Raw genomic sequence first — 19,566 nt, 5'->3', positions numbered from 1 at the left:
GGGCGGGCGTTGGCTCAGCGCGACAGGTCGAGGGTGCCGTAGCAGTCGGGGCCCTTCCAGTTGGCGGTGACGCGGCGGCCGTTGACCTTGCCGGCATAGGTGACGGTCTTGCCGCCCTGGATCGTCTGGCTGGCCGCGAAGGCGCCGTCCTTGCCGATCGTGGCGACGACGGGCGAATCGGTGCCGTCATAGGCGACGTAGCGGATCGTCACCGTGCCGGCCGAGACGATCGCGTCGGCGGGCGCATTGCCCCAGCACTTGCCGGTGCCGCCGGCGATCGAGGAGGCGCCGGAATAGCGCCCGTCGAGCGACTGGGCGAAGGCCGGCGCGCCGGTCGCGGTGGCGAGGAGGCCGGCCAGGACGAGGGCGGCGGCGAGCGAACGGTCAGTCATGGTTTCCCCCTGGATCGGGCGATGCTGCGGATGGGGCGGGAGAGTAGCCCTTTGCCGCCCGGCTTGGAACGGCCCAAAGCGCCCACCCGCCTGTCCCACGGACGCCTCGCCGCTGTGTGGCGATGGAATGGGCCCGCCACGAAATCGGCCTGTCATATCGGTGACACCGGACGGTGCGGCTTTGTGGGACAAGATTTTCCATGAACTCGCCACCCGATGCAGTCGCGTCAAGACGGCTCACGGAGGGGGCTCGAAACAAAAAAACGAAGCCGGACTGGCCTTTCATTGGGGCGATGATCATTGCATGCAATTTATGCGTCGGTCATACTCTGACGGGAAGTCAAACGCCGGCAGGGCGACGAACATCAATAGAGGATGGGACGGGCATGGGACCGAATGACATGAGCATCATGCTGGCCCGCGTGGCCGAAGGGGCCGGCTGGCAGAGCGTCACGGCTTACGAGACTTCGGGGCTTTGGGTCGTCGAACTCGATGCCGAGACCGAAGTGGCGATCCAGATCGAAGCCGAGCGCGGTCTGATCTATGCGACGGTCGATGCCGGCGCGCTCGCCGACGCCACCGGACCGGCGGACGCGACGGTTCGCCTGCTGATGACGATGAACGGCGAAGCCGCCGCAACCGGCGGCCTGGCCTTCGGCCTGTCGCCCGACGGCACCCGGATCACGCTCGCGGCTCCCTTCGCCCTGCAGGGTGCGGAGGCCGGGTTGGCCGCCGGCCTGCCGGCGCTCGCCGCCCGCGCCGGACAGTGGCGCGCGGTGCTCGCCGCCCCGGCCGAGCCGACGCAGCCGCTGTCCGGCGACGAGATGATGATGCGGGTCTGAGCCCGGCCACCCCCGACAATCGACCCTTTCAGAGATGTGGAGGACCAGGTCATGGTCAATCTCAACACCAACCGCATTGCCCACACGCCGACCGGCAACCAGAACGTCGCGTCCCTCGACGACATCGTCAACGTCGCCTCGCAGTCCAAGGCCGACAGCCAAATCCGCGCCAAGAGCGACGGGCTGGGCGGGGTCGTGGTCTATGGCCACAAGGGCGGCTTTCGGTCGCTCTTCAACAAGAGCAACCCGCACCGCCAGGACGCCGGCACGCTCGAGGTCAAGAAGAGCCTGGAGCACTACGTTCAGGGCAAGAATCCGCAGACCCAGGAAGTTGCGAGACAATTCCTGAGCCGTTTCGTCTCCAAGGGTGGTGATGTCACGGCAAACATCACCAATCAGGACATCCTGACGCTGAAGCAGAAGCTCGACGAGGCCGAGAATGCCACGGTGGGGCTCGGCGTGATCAACCAGGCCTTGAAACGCGACCCGTCGAATTTCCTGCTCGCCGTCACGCCGCGCCTGTCGTCGATTGCCGACGGCATCGAACTGGCGAACATGCGCCACTACAGGCCGCAGAGCGGTGACAAATTCGACAACATCGCCTTCCCGGAGATCAATGCCGGTCTGGCGCTCGGCGTCCTCAAGAAGCTCGGCGATGGCGGAGACCTGCTGCCCAGCGACCGCAAGCTCCTGATGGATCTGCACCGAAACGACTCGCAGGCCCGCGGCAACAATCTGAACCAACTGTTCAACCGCTACGACGAGTCCGGCAACCGGGAGGCCCTGATCGGCGGCCTCGCCGATGCGATCAAGAACCGCTTCTTCGCCGAGCAATCCTGTGGCAGCGTCGACTTTGACAATCATCCCGAGCTGCCGCGGCAGAACGACATCCGCGCGCCGGTCTATCTGCACGACGAAGCCGCCCGCAACCATCTGGCCGGCTTCAGCGGGGCGAATGCGAACGAGAAGCTCGACAAGCTGGTCAATGCCTACGAGCGCCACCTGGAGGCGCCGCCCGAACGGCTGCACGGCAACAACATCGGGCAACAAATGGGCGTCGTCCGCCATGCGCCCACCAACGGCCAGGCCCTGGCGCTCAGCTTCGACAAGTTCCTCGACGTGGTCGGCTTGAAGGGCTGAGGCCGCCGCGCCGGCCGAGCCGGCGCAGCCGCTGTCCGGGCGACGCAGCCGCTGTCCGGCGACGAGATGATGATGCGGGTCTGAGCCCGGCCACCCCCGACAGTCGACCCTTTCAGAGATGTGGAGGACCAGGTCATGGTCAATCTCAACACCAACCGCATCGCCCACACGCCGACCGGCAACCAGAACGTCGCGTCCCTCGACGACATCGCCAACGTCGCCTCGCAGTCCAAGGCCGATGGCCATATCCGCGCCAAGAGCGACGGACTGGGCGGGGTCGTGGTCTATGGCCACAAGGGCGGCTTTCGGTCGCTCTTCAACAAGAGCAACCCGGAGCGCCAGGACGCCGGCACGCTCGAGGTCAAGAAGAGCGTCGACAATTACGTCCAGGGCAAGAACCCGAAGGTGCAGGCGCTGGCCGATCGGTTGATGAGCCGCTTCGTCAACCAGGATGGCGATGTCGTCGCCCGGATGACCAACCAGGACGTCATCGCGATCAAGCAGCAGCTGGACGACGCCGAGCGGATCGCCGGGTCCATCGACGATCTGGCGCGGTCGCTGCAGAACGGCGGCGACCTGACCACGGCCTTCAAGGACAATCTCCCGGGGATCGCCTTCGCGTTCGGCCAGATCAACGGCGGCAACAAGTCGAACGAGGTCGACCTGGCCGTGAAGGGGCTCTGCATCCCGGAACTCGGCGCCGGCACCGCGCTGGCGATCATCGACAATCTCAACAATGGCGCGCCGCTCGACGACGGCACCAAGACCCTGCTCAAAGCCCTGTTCCCGAAGGACAGCTTCGGCGGCAAGGCCGACCTCGACAAGGTCTTCCGGGATTTCGAGACGTCCAACAACCGGGACAATCTCGTCAACGACCTGTGCGGCATCGCCAACCGGCGCTGGTTCAATCCGGAATCCATCCTTTCCTCGGAAATCGCCCGGCACTACGGGATCCGGACGCCGAACGATCAGAATGCGCCGCTGTTCCTGGACGACCTTGGCGCGCGGCACGAGCTCCAGGGTTTCGGCGACGCCGATCCGTCGGGTAAGCTCGGCAAGCTCAAGAACGCCTACGAAAAGCACATGTCGGCGAGAAATGAGATCAACGAACCCATCCGCGATTATCTTTCCGACAACAGATATGCGGTCGACTGGGACGCGCCGAAGAACATGCCCTATTTCGATCGCAACCACTCGCCGTCGCCGTCGATGGCGCTGATGTCCGGCCTCGATCGCCTGCTGTCGGCGGTCCGGATCGGCTGATCGAAGATCTCAGGGGTCGCATCCGATCGCGGACCCTTGCCGGTCATCGGGCGCCGCCCGCCGGTCGTCGCCCGCCAGCCGTCGGTCGTCGGGCGCCGGTCCGGCCGTCACAGACCGGATTCCCCGCGCAGGATCGCATCCGCCCCGGGCAGATAGTCGCTGCCCGCGGGCGGATGCAGCACGAGTCCGGGCAGGATCGTGGGCGCGGCCCGGCTGCCCTTGCGGCCGGTGACCAGGAGCCGGTGCGCCGGCATCCCGTCGCGCGGATGGATCGGCCGGATGGCGAGCGCGCCGAAGCGGCCGTCGAGGGCGGCCAGAATTTCGCCGAGCGCGTCGCCGCGGAAGATCAGCGCCAGCCTCCCGTCCGGCCGGGCGAGCGCCGCCGCCGCGCGCGTCCAGACCGCCAGACCGCCGGGTTCGCCCTCGCGCCGTGGCGGGCGGTGCGGACCGGAGGCGTCCGGGCCGGGGGCATCCGGGCCGGCGTCGCCCGGCTCGACCCGTCCGGCCGCCTCCGGCCGTCCGGCCGCCTCGGGCAGCACATGGGCGGCCGCGCGGGCGCCGGCCGGCGAGGCGCGCACCCGGGCCGGGGCGAAATAGGGCGGGTTCATGATCACGATATCGGCACTTTCGCGCCCGAGCCCGGCCGCCTCGCGCAGCGACGCCTTGGCGGCGATGTCGATCTCGATCACCGAGATCGGCGCCATCCGCCCAATGGCCGCCAACTGGGCCGCCAGCCGGGCCGCATTGGCCCGGGCGAGCCGCGCGGTCGCCGGATCGCGCTCGACCAGGTGAAGCGCCAGGTCGGGCGCGCGCAGGCCGGCCGCCAGCCCGGCGGTGCCGACGCCGGCGCCGAGATCGACCAGCAAGCCTCGGGCCCCGGCCGGGACGGTTGCGGCCAGCAGGATGGCGTCGAGCCCGGCGCGATGCGCGCCGCGCGCGGGCTGCTCGATGATCAGGCGCCCGCCGAGGAACCGGTCGAGCGTGGTGGCGGGATCGCCGGGAGGCGGCGGATGGGCGTGCGCTCCGCCGGCCGCTTCACCGGATGGCGCACCGTCCGGTGCCGGCGACGCGGCGGCTGCAGGCACCGCGCTCACGCGCTTTTCGCCGGACGCAGTTCGTGGCCGAGGCCGGCATCGGTCAGGATGCGCCGGGCGCGCGCGATCTCTTCGCTGTCGACCAGGATGCGCCGCGGCAGGATGCCGAGCGAGCCTTCCAGCGTCGCCATATGGGTGTCGAGCAGGAGATGGGCGATGCCCGCGCCCTGGAGCAGCGCATCCACCGTCGTGATCAGGACGATGTCGTTCGAACGCACCAGTTCTTCCATCGTCATGAGTCCTCCCGCCGGTCAAGCTTAGAGCATCCCGGGCGCCGACGGAATTCATTCCCGCATGGCGGGACTATCTCGGTGACGATCCACGACGTCAGCGTCTCTTGTCCCCGGACCGCCACATCCCTATGCTCCCGCGCGCACGAAATAAGGAGCCTTCCTCCGTGGGCGTCGTCGTACCTTTTGAAGAGATCCAGAATCCGGAGCCGTCGATCGACCGGCTCATCGGCCTCGTCACCGACGACATGGACCGCGTCAACGCTCTGATCCTGTCCAAGGCGGGCTCGGATGTCGCCATGATCCCGGAGGTGGCCAACCACCTGATCTCTTCCGGCGGCAAGCGGCTGCGCCCGATGCTGACCCTCGCCGCCGCGCAGATGTGCGGCTATCGGGAGGACGGCCATATCCGGCTCGCCACCGCGGTCGAGTTCATGCACACCGCCACGCTGCTGCACGACGACGTGGTCGACGAGAGCGACATGCGCCGCGGCAAGCTGGCCGCGCGCAAGCTGTGGGGCAACCAGGCCAGCGTCCTGGTCGGCGACTACCTGCTCGGCCAGGCCTTCCGGATGATGGTCGAGGTCGGCGTCATGCAGGCCCTGTCGATCCTGTCCGATGCGGCGGCGATCATCGCCGAGGGCGAGGTGATGCAGCTCGCCGCGGCCAAGAACATGGCCACCACCGAGGACGAGTATCTGGCGGTGATCCGGGCCAAGACGGCGGCGCTGTTCTCGGCGGCGGCCGAGGTCGGCCCGGTCGTGGCCGGCCGGCCGCGCGGCGAGCAGGCCGCCTTCCGCAGCTACGGCACCAATCTCGGCCTCGCCTTCCAGCTCGTCGACGATGCGCTCGACTATGGCGGCTCGTCGGCCAAGCTCGGCAAGAATGTCGGCGACGACTTCCGCGAGGGCAAGATCACCCTGCCGGTCGTGCTCGCCTATCGGCGCGGCTCGGACGAGGATCGCGCCTTCTGGACGCGCTGCCTGCAGGGCGGGGAGATCGGCGAGGGCGATCTCGGCCGCGCCGTCGACCTGATGAAGCGCCACAATGCGCTCGCCGACACGGTCGACCGGGCGCGCCACTATGGTGCCGTCGCGCGCGATGCGCTGGCGCCGTTCCGCGAGAGCGAGCACAAGCGCGCGCTGCTCGAAGTCGTCGAGTTCTGCGTCGCCCGCGCCTACTGACGACCACACCGTCTGACGCCCGGGCTTGCCGCCGACTCCGCGTCTCGCGGCTTGCCGGCGCCGTTGGGCGGGCCATAAGGTCGCCGGTCAGGCGGCGGCGCGGACCCCGGCGACGATCCGGGCGACCGCCGCCAGCGCGACGAGCGCGACCAGGCTCAGCACGGCCATCAGCCCAAGCGCGTGGTCGGCGCCGGCATGGTCGATGACGAAGGCGGTGACGGCCGGGGCGGAGGCGATCGCCATCTGCCGGGCGATGCCGATCCGGCCGAGCAGTTCTCCGAAGCCGCCGGCGCCGAACAGGGCGAGCGGGATCGTGCCGCGCACGATCGAGAACAGCCCCTGGGTGGTGCCGAGCAGCATCGCGAAGACCCAGAGCGCGACCGGATTCGGCGCGCCGAAGGCCCCGATGACCAGCGAAAGCGCCATGCCGGCCGTCATGGCGATGCCCTTGGTCAGCGGATGCACGCGCTCGCCCGCGATCAGTTCGGCCGCGCGCGCGATCACCGAGGCCGGTCCCTTCATGGCCGCGATGGCGATGATCGTGCCGGGCGCGGCGCCGAGCGAGGCGAACAGCGCCGCGAAGGTCAGCTCGATGGCATTGAACACGAAGCTCATCGCCGCGATCGCGATCGCCAGCAGGATGCCGACCTGCAGGGCGGCCCGGCGCGGCAGCGGTTCGACCGGCGGCAGGGCGGCCGCGGGCTCCGCAGGCCGGATGTCCGACGAGGGCTCGAGGATCTGCCGGCGCGGCGCGAAGGCGACGACATAGATCGGGATGCAGACCGCAAGCTCCAGCGCCGCCAGGACCATCAGGGCCTGTCGCCAGCCGAGCCAGTCGGAGAGGAGGCCGGTCACCGGCCAGAAGACGGTCGAGGCGAAGCCGCCGAACAGCGTCACGGTGGCGATCCGCCGCCGCGCGCCGGCCGCATCGACCTTGGCGAGGGCCGGAAAGATGGTCTCGTAGAGCGCCATCTGGCTGCCGATCTGCAGGGCCAGCAGCGACAGGCCGATGCTCGCCACCCCCTGGGCGGCCGACAGTCCGACCAGCCCGAGCGCACCCATCACCGAGCCGGCGATCAGGATGCCGCGCGCGCCGCCGCGATCGATCTGGCGGCCGAGCGTCGGACCGAGCAGGCCGGCGGTCAGCATGGCGGAACTGAGCAGGCCGAAGACCATGGCGAGCGAAACGCCGGTGTCGCGCGACAGGGCCGGCGCGATCACCGCGATCGTGAAATAGATCGTGCCGATGCCGACGAGCTGGGCGCAGCCGACGAGCATGAAATGGAGAAGCGGCATGGCCGGCGGGCCTGTCTCGACGGGGACCTTCGGGGAGAGGCCGGCGCAGCGCAACTCGGTGACGCACGGAGTTTCGTGGCTAACATGACCGGGATCGGCCGGCTAGCCGCTCAATCCGCCACCCACCAATGCGGAAATGTCCGGCGCAGCGCATGCGCGGCCCCGGCGGCGGCGATCCGATCGGGAAAGAGGCCGAAGACGGTCGCGCCCGAGCCGGACATGCGCGCGAAGCGGCAGCCCGGACAGGCGGCGAGCGCGCGCTCGGCCTCGGCCACCGCGGGCACGAGGCCGATCGCCGGCGCGCGCAGGTCGTTGCGGGTCTCGCCGAGCCATCGGGCGAGATGATCGAGGTCGGCGAATTGCGCCGGCAGGGCCGGCAGGGGCGGATTGTCGCGCCGGTCGAGCCCGCGGAACACGTCCGGGGTGGCGACCGGCACGCCCGGATTGACCAGCACGAGCGCGAAGTCCGGCAGGCCGGCGAGCGGCGCGACCGTCTCGCCGATGCCGGAAACCCGTGCCGGCCGGCCGGCCAGGCACATCGGCACGTCGGCGCCGAGCGCCAGCCCGAGCGCCGCCAGGTCCGCGTCATTGAGGCCGGCATCCCAGAGCCGGTTCAGCGCCTTCAGCGTCGCCGCCGCATCGGCCGAGCCGCCGCCGATGCCCGAGGCCACCGGCAGGGCCTTGTCGAGCGTCAGCCGCGCGCCCGGTCGCGGCCGCCCGCGCGCGGCGACCCGGTCGGCCAGGGCGCCGGCCGCGCGGAGGACGAGATTGTCCAGACCGGCGGAAAGGCCGGCCGCGAAACAGCCGGTGAGGGCGAGCGACAGGGTCTCGGCCGGCTCCGCCGTCACCCGGTCGCCGAAAGGCGCGAACGCGACCAGCATGTCGAGGCTGTGATAGCCGTCCGGCCGCCGCCCGGTGACATGCAGGGCGAGGTTCAGCTTGGCCGGGGCCGGTTCGGCGACGTGGTCGGGGGCGGGCACGGGCGGCTCCGGATGGGACGGCCGTGTCTTAGCAAGCCGCACCGGCCGGCCGCAATCGGCATCGCCGGCCGGGGGCTGGCGCCCCGACGCTCGCCGGGACCCCGGCGCCCCGACGTCGAGTCGAGCGCGCTCAGCGCCCGGCACCCCGACGTCCATCGCGCTCAGCGCCGCGGTGCGCATTTCCCGCTCGGCAGCCGATAGCCGCCGCCGCCGCGACAGCCGCAGCCGCTGCAGGCCAGCCGCTCGGCCGTCTCCGTCACGGCCGCCGGGGCCGACGGCGTCCTGCCGGGCACCGCGTCGGTGCCGCGTACCGCGACGGAGCCGGGCACCGCGACGGAGTCGGGCGCCGCGATGGTGTTGGCGCCGGCCCCGAACGGCCAGGCGAGAGCGGACAGGAGAAGAAGGGTGGTGGCTGCAGCCCGCATGGCTGTCCTCCGCGTCGTCTTCGGTCTTGCGGACAGCGAGCATGGACGATGGCGGACATGCATCCCAGAATAATAATATCGATGAACTGCGCGCATAAGGAGAACAGGGTTGTGTTCCCTGGTCCGCTACGCCGGAGATCGCGGGGCGTGGGGCACATCGCTTCCGCGCGACGCTGCCGACCGGCGCGCAGCGCTCTTGAAGCACGACGGTACGGAGCGCCCGTGAAGCGTGACGGTGCGCAGCGCCTTTGCAGCCTACCGGCGCGGAGCGCCCCTTGAAGCATGCCGGCGCGGAGCGCCCCTTGAAGAATGAGGGTGCGTCTGCTAATATGAACAATGTTCATTTTAGGGATGATCGACCATGGGCGGTCTGGAAATCCTCGGCATACTGATCATGCTCGCGATTCCCGTGTCCGGGGTCGTCGGGTTCTTTTTCAGCCTCGGGGCCCGTCGGCGCCTGAACGATCTGACGGCGAACCGGCGTGGGCTGGAGATCGCCCTGGAGGATGTCGCCCGCCGCATCGACCGGGTCGAGCGGCGCCTGATCGCGCTTGAGGCCGGAGGGGCGGCGACGGCGGCCCCGGTCGCGGGAACTGCAGCCCTTGGCGCCCCGATCGCCGCGGGCGAGACCGGCGCGGCCCCCGTGATGCTCGACGAGCGGGGCGCCGTCATCGGCCGGTTCCGGGAGATGCAAGAGGCCGCCGAGGACGCGGCTTCGGCCCTTCGCGCGGCCCGCGTCGCCGCCGAGGCCGGTCCGGAGGGGCCGATACCGTCTTCGGGCGACCCGGCCGAAGCCGTCGCCGAGGCGGCGGACCCCTCGCGCGCCGACGCCGCGGCTGCCGGCGATGCGGCCGTTCCGCCGCCGCCCGCTCCGCCGTCCCGCAGCCTGGAGGAGACCCTCGGCACCCGCTGGACCGTCTGGATCGGCGGACTGGCGCTCGCGCTCGGTGCGGTCTTCATGGTCAAATATTCGATCGAGCAGGGCTTCTTCGGCCCGGCCGCGCGCATCGCCTTCGCGGCCCTGTTCTCCGCCGCCCTGCTCGCCGCCGGCGAATATCTGCGCCGCAACGAGATCACCCGCCCGATCGGCGAGATCCCGGTCGCCCATATCCCCGGCGCCCTGACGGCGGCCGGCACGATCGGCGCCTTCGCGACCGTCTATGGCGCGCATGCGCTTTACGGCTTCATCGGCCCGGCGACCGCCTTCCTCGGCCTGGGTCTGGTCGGCCTCGCCACCCTGGCGCTCGCCCTGCTGCACGGCCCCTGGCTGGCGGCGCTCGGCCTGCTCGGCGCCTATGCGACGCCGCTCCTGGTCGAGAGCAAGGATCCGAACGTCCCGGCGCTGGTCTCCTATCTCCTCATCGTCACCGCCTCGTCCTTCGGGCTGGCGCGGCTGCGGCTCTGGCGCTGGGTTGCCGGCGGCGCCTTCGGCCTCGCCGCCGCCTGGTTCTTCCCCATCCTGGTCGAGATCGGCCGGCCGAGCCCGGACACCGGCTGGCTCCTCGCCTATGTGGCCGGGCTCTACGGACTGACCGCCGCCATCCTGGTCGTCTCGCTGCATGGCTGGTCGCGGCTGCCGGAGGACCGGCCGACCGACCGCTTCGCCGTGCTGGGGCTGTCGGTCGTCGCCGCGCTCGCCTTCGTCGGCACCCTGCAGGACCTGCAGGGCACCGGCAGCCGCCTGCTCGCCACCATCGTGGTGGCCGGGCATTTCGCGCTCGCCTGGGGGGTGGCGGCGGTCGCCCCGGCGACGCTCGCCGCCAGCCTCCTCGCCGTCATCTCGGTGCTGGCCTGGAAGGTCGAGGTCAATCCGGCCTTCTGGGCGGATACTTTCGCCTATGGGGCCGACGGGCTGGTCGCCCTGCGGCCGCGCGTGGTCGTCGATTTCCTGACCGTGGCGGGCCTCGCCGGTGCCCTGACCGGCGGCTTCGGCTTCCTCGGCGCGCGCCGCGCGACGCCCGGCGCCGACCGCACCGCCGGCTGGTTCGCGCTGGCCGGCGTGATCGGTCCGGTCATGATCCTGGTCGTCGCCTGGCTGCGGACGTCGGGCTGGGAATCGAGCGCCGCCTTTGCCGGCGGCGGCCTCGTCCTGGCGGCGGTCTTCGCGGCGGCGACCGCGCTCCTCGTACGCCAGGAGCGGCCGGACGTGCCCGCACGCGCCGTCGCCGCCTATGCGGTCGGCAGCATCGCGGCGCTCGGCGCCGGCCTCGCCATCGGGCTCGAACGCGGCGCGCTGACCGTGGCGCTCGCCCTGATGGTGCCGGCGCTCGCCCATGTCCACGGCGCCCGGCCGATCCCGGCGCTGCGCCCGCTCGCCGCCATCGCCGGCCTCGCCGTGCTGGCGCGCGTGTTCTGGGACCCGCGCATCGTCGGCGACGATCTCGGCACGCGCCCGATCCTCAACTGGCTGCTCTACGGCTACGGCATCCCGGCCGCCGGCTTCGCCTATGCGGCCTGGACCTTCGGTCGCACGGGCGGCCGGGTGGACGGCCGGAGTGGCGACGACGTCTGGCAGCGCATCCTGGAAGCGCTGGCGGTGATCTTCGCCGGCCTGCTCGTGCTCTTCCAGATCCGCCACCTGTCGCATGACGGCGATGTCTTCGCGCCGGGATCGAATCTCGGCGAGGTCGGCCTCTCCGCCACCATGGCCTTCCTGATGAGCGCCGGTCTCGCCCGGGTCGCCGGCCGGCTCGGCTCGCGGGTCTACGATGCCGCCGGGGTGATCTTCACCGGCGCCGGCGTCGCCGCCGCCGCCCTCGGCGCGCTGGTGCTCGAAAACCCGATGCTGACCGGCGAGCCGGTCGCCCATCTCGTCTTCTCCACCCTGATGCTCGGCTATCTCCTGCCGGCCGCGGCCGCGCTGCTCGCCGCGAAACTCTCCGAGGGCGTACGGCCGCCGCAGCTGATCATGAGTCTCCGGACGCTCGGCGTCGTGCTCGTCTTCGCCTGGATGAGCCTGATGGTCCGCCGCGTCTACCAGGGGCCGGATCTCTGGCACGGCCCGACCAGCGACGCAGAGCTCTGGACCTATTCGGCGGTCTGGCTCGGCTTCGGCGTCGCGCTCCTGATCGGCGGCCTGCTGGCGGCCTCGCAGCCGGCCCGGCTGGCCTCCTCGCTGATCGTCACGCTGACCGTGCTGAAGGTGTTCCTCTACGACATGTCGGCCCTGACCGGCATCTGGCGGGCGCTGTCCTTCATCGCGCTCGGCGCGATCCTGATCGGCATCGGGCTGCTCTACCAACGCCTGCTGTTCCGCCATCCGACGCCGGCCCCGACGCCGGTGGCGGCGCGGCCGGATTGATCTAAAGGAGCGCCATGGCGGCGGCGGGTGCGCAGGCCGCCGCCGCCAGCGCGAGCGCGGGATCGGTGGCCGGGATCAGATCGGCGAGCGGCCGGCAGGGCCGGCCCAGCCGCCGGGCGACCTCCTCGATCGCGAAGGCGCCGGCCCCGCAGGCGACGACCGGCGCCGCGTCCGGCAGGCCGGCCCCGGACAGGACCGTGGCGGCGGCGTCCTGGATGCGCCGGATCTGCGCCTCCGCGAAGGCGGCGGCGAGATCGCGCCAGGCCGCCATGCTCGCCTCGGCGACATCGACGCCGACCATGCGCGACAGTCGCAGCCGGCTCTCCGCGACCGACTTGCCGCGCCCGTCCGCCGTGCCGTGCTGGTCGGCGCCCTCCGGCAGGCGGCCGAGCAGGCGCCAGATGTCGGCTGAGGTGGCGAAATGCTCGGCCATCACGCCGAGCCGACGGCCCGCGAAGGGGATGTCGGCGGCCAGCGCCATCAGCGGCGTGCGCACCACGCCGGTATAGACGAGTTCGCCGGTCGCCAGCCGCTCGGCATCCGAATAGCCGCGCGCCGCCGCCGCGCCGGCCCTGACCGGGATGATGTCCGTGGTGGTCGAGCCCATGTCGATCAGGAGCCCGTCGCCGAGCGCGGCGGCGGTCAGCCGGGCGGTCGCGTGCCAGTTGGCGGAGGCGACATCGTCGGCATGGGCCGCAGCGTTGTCGGCGGCGATCTGTCCGGCCCGGCCGGCATAGATCGTCACGTCGGCGCCGAGATGCTCCGCGGCCCGCGCGGCCAGGGCGGCGACGCCCTCGGCGCGGCTGGAGAAGAGGTCGACCAGTTCGCCCGTCATGGTCGCCTGATGCCGGCCGCGCTCTCCGATCCGGCCATGGGCTCCGATCCGGCCGAGCACCGCCGCGAAGGCCGCATCGAGACGGTCGAGGCCCTGCCACAGGGCGCAGGGTTCCTGCACGACGGCGACGATGCGGCCGTCCTCCGCGACCGCCGCCTTCAGATGTGCGCCGCCGATGTCCCAGCCGATCCGCCGCATGTCCGTCTCCCGTCTCTCGCCGGTGCGAGGAAAAGCAGGCCTGCGGTCCGAATGCCAGCCCCGCCACGGTCGCACCCGGGGTTGTTCGGGATCGCGCGTGCCCGCCCCGGGGCCGTCACGGTCGCACCCGGGGCCGTTCGGGGTGGCGCGTCGCCCGGCGGGCGCATGCCAAGGTCGCGCCGCCGCGCTTGCGAACCCGGCAGGCGGCGTCCAAGGTCGGCGCTGCCAAACCCGGAGGCCGCCTTGGACGTCGTTCCCGTTCTCGATCTGAAGCAAGGTCTGGTCGTGCGCGCCCGCCACGGCGACCGCGACGCCTACCGGCCGATCGAGACGCCGCTCGCCCCATCGGCAGCGCCGCTCGACGTGGCGCGTGGGCTCGTCGCGCTCCATCCGTTCCGCCGCTTCTATCTGGCCGACCTCGACGGCATCGAGGGGCGGGGGCGCTCGGACGCGATCGTCGACGCGCTGGCGGCCGCCCTGCCGCAGGTCGAATTCTGGGTCGACAACGGGCTCGCCGACGCGGCCGCCTGCCGGGACTGGCTCGGCGCCCACCGCGCGCGCCTGGTGATCGGTTCGGAAAGCCAGACCGATCCCGGTCTTGCCCGGGCGCTCGGGGCCGGGGCGGTGCTGTCGCTCGACTATCGCGGCGACGTCTTTCTCGGACCGGCGGCCCTGGAGACCGACGCCGCGCTGTGGCCCGACGACGTGATCGTCATGACCCTGGCCCGGGTCGGCAGCGGCGCCGGGCCGGATCTCGCCAAACTGGCCGCCGCGCGCGGCCGGTCCTCCGGCACCCGGCTCTGGGCCGCCGGCGGCGTGCGCGGTGTCGACGATCTCGAGGCGCTGCGCGGCCTCGACGTCTCCGGGGCCCTGATGGCGACCGCGCTCCACGACGGCCGACTGACGGCGGCCGACATCGCCGCGCTGGCCTGAACCCTTCTTTCGCCAGGTACCGAGCCATCCGGGGCGGCGCCCGCGTGCCGACCGTCCGCCGTCGTGACCCTCCCGGCCATTCGAAGCCGGCGCCCGCCTGATTGGTCGCGCGCGGGCGAACCCGGTCGTCGGTTCCGCCTGCCAGGCCGGTGTCGACGACCCGGACTGCGCGCATGGCCGGCCGCTTTCGCAACCTGACAAAGATTACGAAAATGTAATATCGATTTTGTTCCCTGGAAAAGTTCAGTTACGGACAAATGACGCGCTGTTCAATTGCTATCACGAACGCATGATCCGATCGTGATTATGTAGTAACGGTCATGTCAACGCTGAAAATCGCGATCGGTATTGAAGGTCCGCAGCAGAGGATTAAATATCGTCATGTGAACTTGCTTACCACGGGCCGCCGAGCCGGCGGCTCAAACACAGGAGCCTAAAGATGTCCATGACCAAGATCGGCGCTGTCGCCCTCATCCTGTCCGCCGCTGCCATCGGTGCCGCCAGCGCCGAGCCCGATGATGCCGCGTCCCGCTCCAGCGTCTATGACGCCGCGCCGGCCGCCGCCGTCTACGAGGGCCGCCAGGCGACCCCGATCCTCGCCCCGGCCGTCACCAACACGGCCGGCCAGACGAACCTGCAGTGGTTCGAGCAGCGCGAAATGCAGGACGTGAACAAGAACTGATCGCGGCGGTCCCCGGCGCGGTCGGCCGCAGCCCGGCACGCCATCCTCGCCTGCCCCTGTTGCAAGTGAGCGTGTCGCGTCGCGTCAACAGCCCGATGATCCGCCCGTTCCGGGGTGCGAAGGCTGATCCGATCAGAGCGAGCCGCTCTGATCGGATGGGGCCCTGAGGGCCCGGGAGCCCGGGGGACTGGAGCCCTGGCGCCTCGGACCCGTAGGCCGACCGGCGAACGACGGTATCGGCGATCCCGATCCGACCAGTGGCGGCCTCGCCGCCGAAGTCATCCCGATCGGCGGCCGCTGGCGATCCCGCCGGCGGCCGGCCGGGAAACCGTTCCACCATCTTTGCGGCGCCGCATCCGACCCGACCGGATGCGGCGCCGTTTCTGTTTGCGCGTTGATTTGCCTGCTGAGAATTCGTGAATACGTTTTCATGGGCACGATCAGCGAATTCAAGTGCGATCACGAAGTGATGATGCTGGCGTCATCTTCCGATCACGCAACCGTCAATGTTCACAAACGCGGACAGTACCGTCAATCGAACGAGGGGTTTTTCTGCCCATCGAACCCATTACATGAGCTCTCATGCTGCACCGACGCAGCGAGCAAACGGAGACTTCCATGTCCATCATCACCAAGACCGCCGCTCTCGCGTTCCTCCTCTCGGCCACCGCCATCGGCGCCGCCTCGGCCGAGCCGGACGATGCCTATACCCGCTCGGGCGTCTATGACGTGGTCCCGACCGCACCGGCGGCCCGCGCCGCGACGGTCTATGAAGGCCGCCAGGCGACCCCGGTGACCGGCCTCAGCCAGGCCGATCGCGAGCGTCTGCAGCAGTTCGAGCAGCGCCAGGCTCAGGACCAGAACAAGAACTGATCGGGTCAGGTCGTCCGGGACGGCGCGATGCGCCGTCCCCGACCTCGATCGTCGCTCGACCCGGTTGGTCGGGATCGACGGGACGAAACAGACGGGCCGGGCGGTTGACCGTTCGGAACGCAGATTGGGTTCAGGCAAAGTCCCGATCCGCAGGCGGTCCTCGAAAGGCCGGATGCGGATCGGGACTTCCTTTTTGTGGCGACACCGCATCTTGTGGCGACACCGCTTCGCGGCATGCGGTTCTGCCCGGCGCCTGATGCGGCGAGGGCAGGGGGGCGGCCGGCGGTACGGTCAGTCCGCGACGGCGGCCTTGAAGCGCCGTTCGGCCGTGGTGCCGAAGGTGTAGTGGCTCGACGAATAGGGGGCGGCGCTGCCCGGCGTCGCCGACCGATAGCCGACATGGATGCCGACGATGGCCGGATCCGGTCCCGTGGTCAGATAGGCGGCACCGGACAATCCGCCGCGCCCGGTGCAATCGGTCCGGATCTCGCGCGGCCCGCCGTCGCTCTTCTCGACCACCTCGCGGACCTGACAATGGTCCACGGTCCGGCCCCGTTCGGGGCTGTAGGAGACCACCACGATTCCCTGTCCGGGGCTCGGCGGCAGGCCGAGGCGATAGGGGCGAATTCCGGTGACCGGCTCGGCCAGCCGGCCGACCGCCCAATCATGGTGACCGGCCATGCCGTAGGGCCGCGTCGAGCCGCAGCGGGCCGGGTCCGGCTTCAGGGCGATCGATCTTGTGGTGCCGCCGACCGCGATGATGAAGCGGCAGGCGCCCGATGCGGCGCGGGACTGGCCGTTCTCGTCATAGAGCGCATGGGCGGCGGTGGTCACCAGATCGCCGCGCCCGGTCAATTGTCCGGTCGAGCGCATCCCGCCGCATTCGATCGTGCCGGTGGCGCCCCAGGATCCTGCGAAGGCCGACTTGCCGACTTCGCCCGGCGGCAGGGCGCTGCTGCGCGTGTCGCGGCCGACCACCACCGTCGCATCCGGCCCGGTCACCGGGGACGAGAGAGCCGGTGGGGCTCCGGCAAGAGCCAGAAGCGCGCATCCGAGCATTCCATGCCGCGTCAGACGTCTGGTCATCCGGAGAGCCTCGCCACTCTTCACGATCGTGCGAGCGTAATAGGCGAAGAGGCCCTTTGTCGAGCGATTGAATTAAGCATGAACGGACCGCTCTTTGGGCGGCTTTCGTGACGTTCATGTCAGGCTTGGGCTGTACAATAATTGAGATTGAAAGACGTTTCGGCACAAGACATTGCCGGAAAGCCGGCGCAACAGGCCGTCTTCGCTGCGATGCGGAAACGAAAACGGGGACGGCGCGTTCGCCGTCCCCGTTTCGCTCTTCGAGCCTATTTGCCGAAGAATTTGGCAACCAACCGCTGGAGCAGACCCCGCGGCATCGCCGGGGTTTCCGGCTGCCCAGGGTGGTTTCCTATCTAAGCGCCGAAGGGGTGCTTCACAGAATCACGCTTGGCGGTCACTTCCGCCGCCTTGGGCTCGCCGGCGACGGCGCGCTTCAGAGCGAGCTTGGTCGCCTCGTAGTTGAACGACTGGATCTTCGCGTCGTCCTCGGCTTCCCAGTGGATGAACACGCCGACCAGCACGTAGACGTCGTCGGCTTCGTCGGCCGGAATGGTGCCGTCCGCCACGCAGTCCTGCACGGCCTTGGCGACCGCATACTGGGCCGGGCCGAACATCTGGACCGCCTGCTTGGCGCCCTTGATCGTGACCTTGTTGAACATCAAGGTGTTCGGCTTGCACGGCAGGTTCGGCGCGATGACCGCGAGCAGCGACGTGAAGCCGTCCTTGTTGTTGGTCAGGCTGTTGCAGAACGCCGCCTCGGCGGCGCTGTTGCGCGGGCCGACCAGCAGATCGATGTGAGCGATCTCGTTGCCGTCGCCGACGAGAGCCTCGCCGACCATGACCTTGTTGATTTTCGCCATCAGTAAACCTCCCGGTACACAAAGAAATTCCACGGCAGGGCGATCCCTGCACCGCGGACCCCCGGTCTATCCTTGCTGCAGCACCCGACATTCGGCACGATCCGAAGCGCGAGCCGGTTCGCCAGATAGGACGGACATTTCCCAGACGGAGCGGAGCCTAATCCGGCCGCTGTCAGGCGGCAAGAGAGCGGCCCTACGCGTATTCACGTAATTGGCCGGATTAGGTGCGGCAAAATCGTCGCAACCGTCAAATCCGCGCTGGTTCCAGGGTTTATGCTGCGCCGCTTCCAGGCCGCGTCCCATTTCATCAGTTCGTCATGCCCGCCTGACCTTGCGGTAGCGCCGCGTAAGGTTTCCGCGGTCTTTCGCACGTCCTCAGCTATATCAGCGCCGAATTTGCGGACGATGTGGCTATCCGGTCGGGCGGCGAGCCAGGCGAGGTAGATTTCGGTGACCGCCGCCGGGCCGAAGGGGGAGCGGCGGATAGCCGCGGCGAGCGCCGGCAGGCCGATCGTCCACAGATCCGCGAAGCCGGTGACATATTGCCGCGCTATCGAGTCCCGGTCGGCGGCGGCCGCCATGGCGGCGTGCAGATCGACGGCCGGGCCGTGCACGTCGTGCTCCGGGGCGCGCCCGAGCCCGCCCGGATTGGCCAGCCGGATCGCTGCGAACACGTCCTCCGCGTCCTGGCGATCGAGTTCGGCGAGAATCGCGCCGAGATCCGCCCGCAGGTCGCCGCCACGCTCCGCCGCGGCCAGGATCGGCGCGGCCAGCAGCAGGATGCCGAGATTGGTATTCTGGCCGACGGCCGCCATGGTCGCCTCGACCGCCTCGCGCACCCGACGGCCGACCCGCGCGCCCGGCCGGGCGACCAGGGGCGCGGCGACGGCGGCGCTCAGCTCGAAATCGGCGACCGTCATGCGATGGCCGGGCGCATGGACATGCACGTTGCCGGGCTTCAGCGCCTGCAGTTCCATCAGGCAGGCCCGCTCGAAGGCCGCCGCCAGGGCCGATGGGTCGGGCGCGCCTGCCGTCATGGCCGCGCCGCGTCGCCGAAGGCGGCCGCCATCAGGTCGGCGGCGATGCGCCCGGCAATGTCGATCGCGGTCACGCTCTGGAGGCCCGTCCAGGCCGGCATCGAATTGACCTCCAGCACCATGTAGCCGCCCGTGCCGTCCTCGATCAGGTCGACCCCGGCGAGATCGGCGCCGACGGCCTGCGCGGCGGCCAGGGCGAGTTCGGTCGCGGCCGGGTCCGCCGCCCAGGCCTCGGGCCGGCCGCCCTGGTGGACGTTGGTGATCCAGGTCTCGCCGTGCCGGCGCATGGCGGCGATGACGCGTCCGCCGGAGACCAGCACGCGGTGGTCGCGGAAGCCGCCCTCGGACGGGCCGACGAAGCGCTGCAGATAGTAGAGGCCCGCGACGGCCTCGGGCGGCGGCAGGTCGGCGGCCGCGCGCACCAGCGCCAGGCCCTTGCCCTGCGCGCCGAAGAGCGGCTTCAGCACCAGCGGCCCGCCCAATTCGGCCAGGATGGCGGCGGCCGTCTCGCGGCTCTCGGTCACCCAGGTGGCCGGCGTCGGCAGGCCGGCGCGCGCGATCATGAGGCTGGTCATCGACTTGTCGACGCAGGCCTCGATCGCCCGCGGCCGGTTCCAGACCGTGCAGCCGGCGGCGACCAGGGCATGCAGGATGCCGAGCCTGACCGTCACCGCCTCGAAACTGCCGGCCGAGATGGTGCGCACGAAGGCGGCGCGCGGCAGGCGCCCGTCGAGGCCCGGGATGCGCACCGGATCGCCGGCGCCGCCGGTCGCGATGGTCACCCGCTCCAGCGGCACGATCAGGCTGTCGCGCCCGGCCACCGCGAAGCCGGCGACCAGCCCCCGGACATGGCTGTCGCGGCCGTCGGCGAAGACCACGATCGTGTCGGAGAAATCCGGCACCCGCCCGTCCCCG

At 70.5% G+C, this 19,566-nt stretch carries 19 protein-coding genes; 8 read left to right on the top strand and 11 right to left on the bottom strand.

What is annotated here, in order from left to right; genetic code table 11:
* Nucleotides 1-14 precede the first annotated feature (14 nt).
* Nucleotides 15-392, bottom strand: coding sequence for a hypothetical protein (locus tag ABB55_RS09140; protein WP_054358538.1), 378 nt, complete (start codon nucleotides 390-392; stop codon nucleotides 15-17).
* A 401-nt stretch (nucleotides 393-793) separates the two neighbouring features.
* Between ABB55_RS09140 and ABB55_RS09135 the strand changes: the two genes are divergently transcribed.
* The 3 genes from ABB55_RS09135 to ABB55_RS09125 all read left to right on the top strand — a co-directional run bounded on the left by ABB55_RS09135 (nucleotide 794) and on the right by ABB55_RS09125 (nucleotide 3,637).
* The gene (locus tag ABB55_RS09135) at nucleotides 794-1,234 is read left to right on the top strand and encodes a type III secretion system chaperone (RefSeq protein WP_152981987.1); all 441 of its coding nucleotides are present in this window, start codon (nucleotides 794-796) and stop codon (nucleotides 1,232-1,234) included.
* A 51-nt stretch (nucleotides 1,235-1,285) separates the two neighbouring features.
* Nucleotides 1,286-2,374 (top strand): hypothetical protein, encoded by a 1,089-nt coding sequence (locus ABB55_RS09130; RefSeq protein WP_054358536.1) that lies wholly within the window; start codon nucleotides 1,286-1,288, stop codon nucleotides 2,372-2,374.
* Nucleotides 2,375-2,509: 135 nt separating this feature from the next.
* Nucleotides 2,510-3,637 (top strand): hypothetical protein, encoded by a 1,128-nt coding sequence (locus ABB55_RS09125; protein ID WP_054358535.1) that lies wholly within the window; start codon nucleotides 2,510-2,512, stop codon nucleotides 3,635-3,637.
* Nucleotides 3,638-3,744: 107 nt separating this feature from the next.
* Here ABB55_RS09125 and ABB55_RS09120 read toward each other — a convergent pair whose 3' ends face one another.
* Nucleotides 3,745-4,731, bottom strand: a complete 987-nt coding sequence (locus tag ABB55_RS09120) for a tRNA1(Val) (adenine(37)-N6)-methyltransferase (protein ID WP_244472005.1) — start codon at nucleotides 4,729-4,731, stop codon at nucleotides 3,745-3,747.
* Complete coding sequence (locus tag ABB55_RS09115) at nucleotides 4,728-4,961, bottom strand: putative signal transducing protein (protein WP_054361931.1); 234 nt, start codon at nucleotides 4,959-4,961, stop codon at nucleotides 4,728-4,730. The genes ABB55_RS09120 and ABB55_RS09115 overlap by 4 nt, the downstream gene beginning before the upstream one ends.
* Nucleotides 4,962-5,128: 167 nt before the next feature.
* On the opposite strand from ABB55_RS09115, the gene ABB55_RS09110 reads away from it, so the two are divergent.
* Complete coding sequence (locus ABB55_RS09110) at nucleotides 5,129-6,145, top strand: polyprenyl synthetase family protein (protein WP_054358534.1); 1,017 nt, start codon at nucleotides 5,129-5,131, stop codon at nucleotides 6,143-6,145.
* Nucleotides 6,146-6,232: 87 nt separating this feature from the next.
* On the opposite strand, the gene ABB55_RS09105 is transcribed toward ABB55_RS09110, so the two are convergent.
* The 3 genes from ABB55_RS09105 to ABB55_RS09095 all read right to left on the bottom strand — a co-directional run bounded on the left by ABB55_RS09105 (nucleotide 6,233) and on the right by ABB55_RS09095 (nucleotide 8,846).
* Nucleotides 6,233-7,441 carry an MFS transporter gene (locus tag ABB55_RS09105; RefSeq protein ID WP_152981986.1) on the bottom strand — a complete coding sequence of 403 codons (1,209 nt, stop codon included), beginning with the start codon at nucleotides 7,439-7,441 and terminating at the stop codon, nucleotides 6,233-6,235.
* Between the two features lie 110 nt (nucleotides 7,442-7,551).
* Nucleotides 7,552-8,421, bottom strand: a complete 870-nt coding sequence (locus ABB55_RS09100; protein ID WP_054358532.1) for a 4-(cytidine 5'-diphospho)-2-C-methyl-D-erythritol kinase — start codon at nucleotides 8,419-8,421, stop codon at nucleotides 7,552-7,554.
* A 161-nt stretch (nucleotides 8,422-8,582) separates the two neighbouring features.
* Nucleotides 8,583-8,846 carry a hypothetical protein gene (locus tag ABB55_RS09095; RefSeq protein ID WP_054358531.1) on the bottom strand — a complete coding sequence of 88 codons (264 nt, stop codon included), beginning with the start codon at nucleotides 8,844-8,846 and terminating at the stop codon, nucleotides 8,583-8,585.
* A gap of 361 nt (nucleotides 8,847-9,207) precedes the next feature.
* Between ABB55_RS09095 and ABB55_RS09090 the strand changes: the two genes are divergently transcribed.
* Entirely contained in the window at nucleotides 9,208-12,147 is a 2,940-nt protein-coding gene (locus tag ABB55_RS09090; RefSeq protein WP_054358530.1) for a DUF2339 domain-containing protein, read from the top strand.
* Nucleotide 12,148: 1 nt separating this feature from the next.
* On the opposite strand, the gene ABB55_RS09085 is transcribed toward ABB55_RS09090, so the two are convergent.
* Nucleotides 12,149-13,180: a hydantoinase/oxoprolinase family protein gene (locus ABB55_RS09085; protein WP_054358529.1), complete on the bottom strand. Its 1,032-nt coding sequence runs from the start codon at nucleotides 13,178-13,180 to the stop codon at nucleotides 12,149-12,151.
* A 243-nt stretch (nucleotides 13,181-13,423) separates the two neighbouring features.
* Here ABB55_RS09085 and ABB55_RS09080 point away from each other — a divergent pair, with 243 nt between their 5' ends.
* The 3 genes from ABB55_RS09080 (at nucleotide 13,424) to ABB55_RS09070 (ending at nucleotide 15,668) form a co-directional block, all read left to right on the top strand.
* Complete coding sequence (locus ABB55_RS09080) at nucleotides 13,424-14,113, top strand: HisA/HisF-related TIM barrel protein (protein WP_054358528.1); 690 nt, start codon at nucleotides 13,424-13,426, stop codon at nucleotides 14,111-14,113.
* A gap of 439 nt (nucleotides 14,114-14,552) precedes the next feature.
* On the top strand, nucleotides 14,553-14,795 hold the full coding sequence (locus ABB55_RS09075) for a hypothetical protein (RefSeq protein ID WP_054358527.1): 243 nt from the start codon (nucleotides 14,553-14,555) through the stop codon (nucleotides 14,793-14,795).
* Nucleotides 14,796-15,413: 618 nt separating this feature from the next.
* The gene (locus tag ABB55_RS09070; protein ID WP_054358526.1) at nucleotides 15,414-15,668 is read left to right on the top strand and encodes a hypothetical protein; all 255 of its coding nucleotides are present in this window, start codon (nucleotides 15,414-15,416) and stop codon (nucleotides 15,666-15,668) included.
* A gap of 291 nt (nucleotides 15,669-15,959) precedes the next feature.
* Here ABB55_RS09070 and ABB55_RS09065 read toward each other — a convergent pair whose 3' ends face one another.
* The 4 genes from ABB55_RS09065 to ABB55_RS09050 form a co-directional block, all read right to left on the bottom strand.
* Complete coding sequence (locus tag ABB55_RS09065) at nucleotides 15,960-16,754, bottom strand: serine protease family protein (RefSeq protein WP_083463482.1); 795 nt, start codon at nucleotides 16,752-16,754, stop codon at nucleotides 15,960-15,962.
* Nucleotides 16,755-17,107: 353 nt separating this feature from the next.
* Entirely contained in the window at nucleotides 17,108-17,614 is a 507-nt protein-coding gene (gene fae, locus ABB55_RS09060) for a formaldehyde-activating enzyme (RefSeq protein ID WP_054358524.1), read from the bottom strand.
* Nucleotides 17,615-17,817: 203 nt separating this feature from the next.
* On the bottom strand, nucleotides 17,818-18,651 hold the full coding sequence (locus ABB55_RS09055; RefSeq protein ID WP_054358523.1) for a triphosphoribosyl-dephospho-CoA synthase: 834 nt from the start codon (nucleotides 18,649-18,651) through the stop codon (nucleotides 17,818-17,820).
* Nucleotides 18,648-19,553, bottom strand: a complete 906-nt coding sequence (locus ABB55_RS09050) for an ATP-grasp domain-containing protein (RefSeq protein ID WP_244472004.1) — start codon at nucleotides 19,551-19,553, stop codon at nucleotides 18,648-18,650. The genes ABB55_RS09055 and ABB55_RS09050 overlap by 4 nt, the downstream gene beginning before the upstream one ends.
* Nucleotides 19,554-19,566 lie beyond the last annotated feature (13 nt).

Source organism: Prosthecodimorpha hirschii (assembly GCF_001305515.1).
In the GTDB taxonomy this organism is placed as follows: domain Bacteria; phylum Pseudomonadota; class Alphaproteobacteria; order Rhizobiales; family Ancalomicrobiaceae; genus Prosthecodimorpha; species Prosthecodimorpha hirschii.
The sequence above is the reverse complement of the archived record's forward strand: the minus strand, read 5'-3'. Positions and strand labels throughout refer to the sequence as shown.

What these genes read in the sequence shown, in the direction of transcription:
- ABB55_RS09140 (WP_054358538.1), bottom strand. Translation starts at nt 392, where the DNA reads ATGACTGACCGTTCGCTCGCCGCCGCCCTCGTCCTGGCCGGCCTCCTC.
- ABB55_RS09135 (WP_152981987.1), top strand. Translation starts at nt 794, where the DNA reads ATGAGCATCATGCTGGCCCGCGTGGCCGAAGGGGCCGGCTGGCAGAGC.
- ABB55_RS09130 (WP_054358536.1), top strand. Translation starts at nt 1,286, where the DNA reads ATGGTCAATCTCAACACCAACCGCATTGCCCACACGCCGACCGGCAAC.
- ABB55_RS09125 (WP_054358535.1), top strand. Translation starts at nt 2,510, where the DNA reads ATGGTCAATCTCAACACCAACCGCATCGCCCACACGCCGACCGGCAAC.
- ABB55_RS09115 (WP_054361931.1), bottom strand. Translation starts at nt 4,961, where the DNA reads ATGGAAGAACTGGTGCGTTCGAACGACATCGTCCTGATCACGACGGTG.
- ABB55_RS09105 (WP_152981986.1), bottom strand. Translation starts at nt 7,441, where the DNA reads ATGCCGCTTCTCCATTTCATGCTCGTCGGCTGCGCCCAGCTCGTCGGC.
- ABB55_RS09095 (WP_054358531.1), bottom strand. Translation starts at nt 8,846, where the DNA reads ATGCGGGCTGCAGCCACCACCCTTCTTCTCCTGTCCGCTCTCGCCTGG.
- ABB55_RS09090 (WP_054358530.1), top strand. Translation starts at nt 9,208, where the DNA reads ATGGGCGGTCTGGAAATCCTCGGCATACTGATCATGCTCGCGATTCCC.
- ABB55_RS09085 (WP_054358529.1), bottom strand. Translation starts at nt 13,180, where the DNA reads ATGCGGCGGATCGGCTGGGACATCGGCGGCGCACATCTGAAGGCGGCG.
- ABB55_RS09075 (WP_054358527.1), top strand. Translation starts at nt 14,553, where the DNA reads ATGTCCATGACCAAGATCGGCGCTGTCGCCCTCATCCTGTCCGCCGCT.
- ABB55_RS09070 (WP_054358526.1), top strand. Translation starts at nt 15,414, where the DNA reads ATGTCCATCATCACCAAGACCGCCGCTCTCGCGTTCCTCCTCTCGGCC.
- ABB55_RS09065 (WP_083463482.1), bottom strand. Translation starts at nt 16,754, where the DNA reads ATGACCAGACGTCTGACGCGGCATGGAATGCTCGGATGCGCGCTTCTG.
- fae (WP_054358524.1), bottom strand. Translation starts at nt 17,614, where the DNA reads ATGGCGAAAATCAACAAGGTCATGGTCGGCGAGGCTCTCGTCGGCGAC.
- ABB55_RS09055 (WP_054358523.1), bottom strand. Translation starts at nt 18,651, where the DNA reads ATGACGGCAGGCGCGCCCGACCCATCGGCCCTGGCGGCGGCCTTCGAG.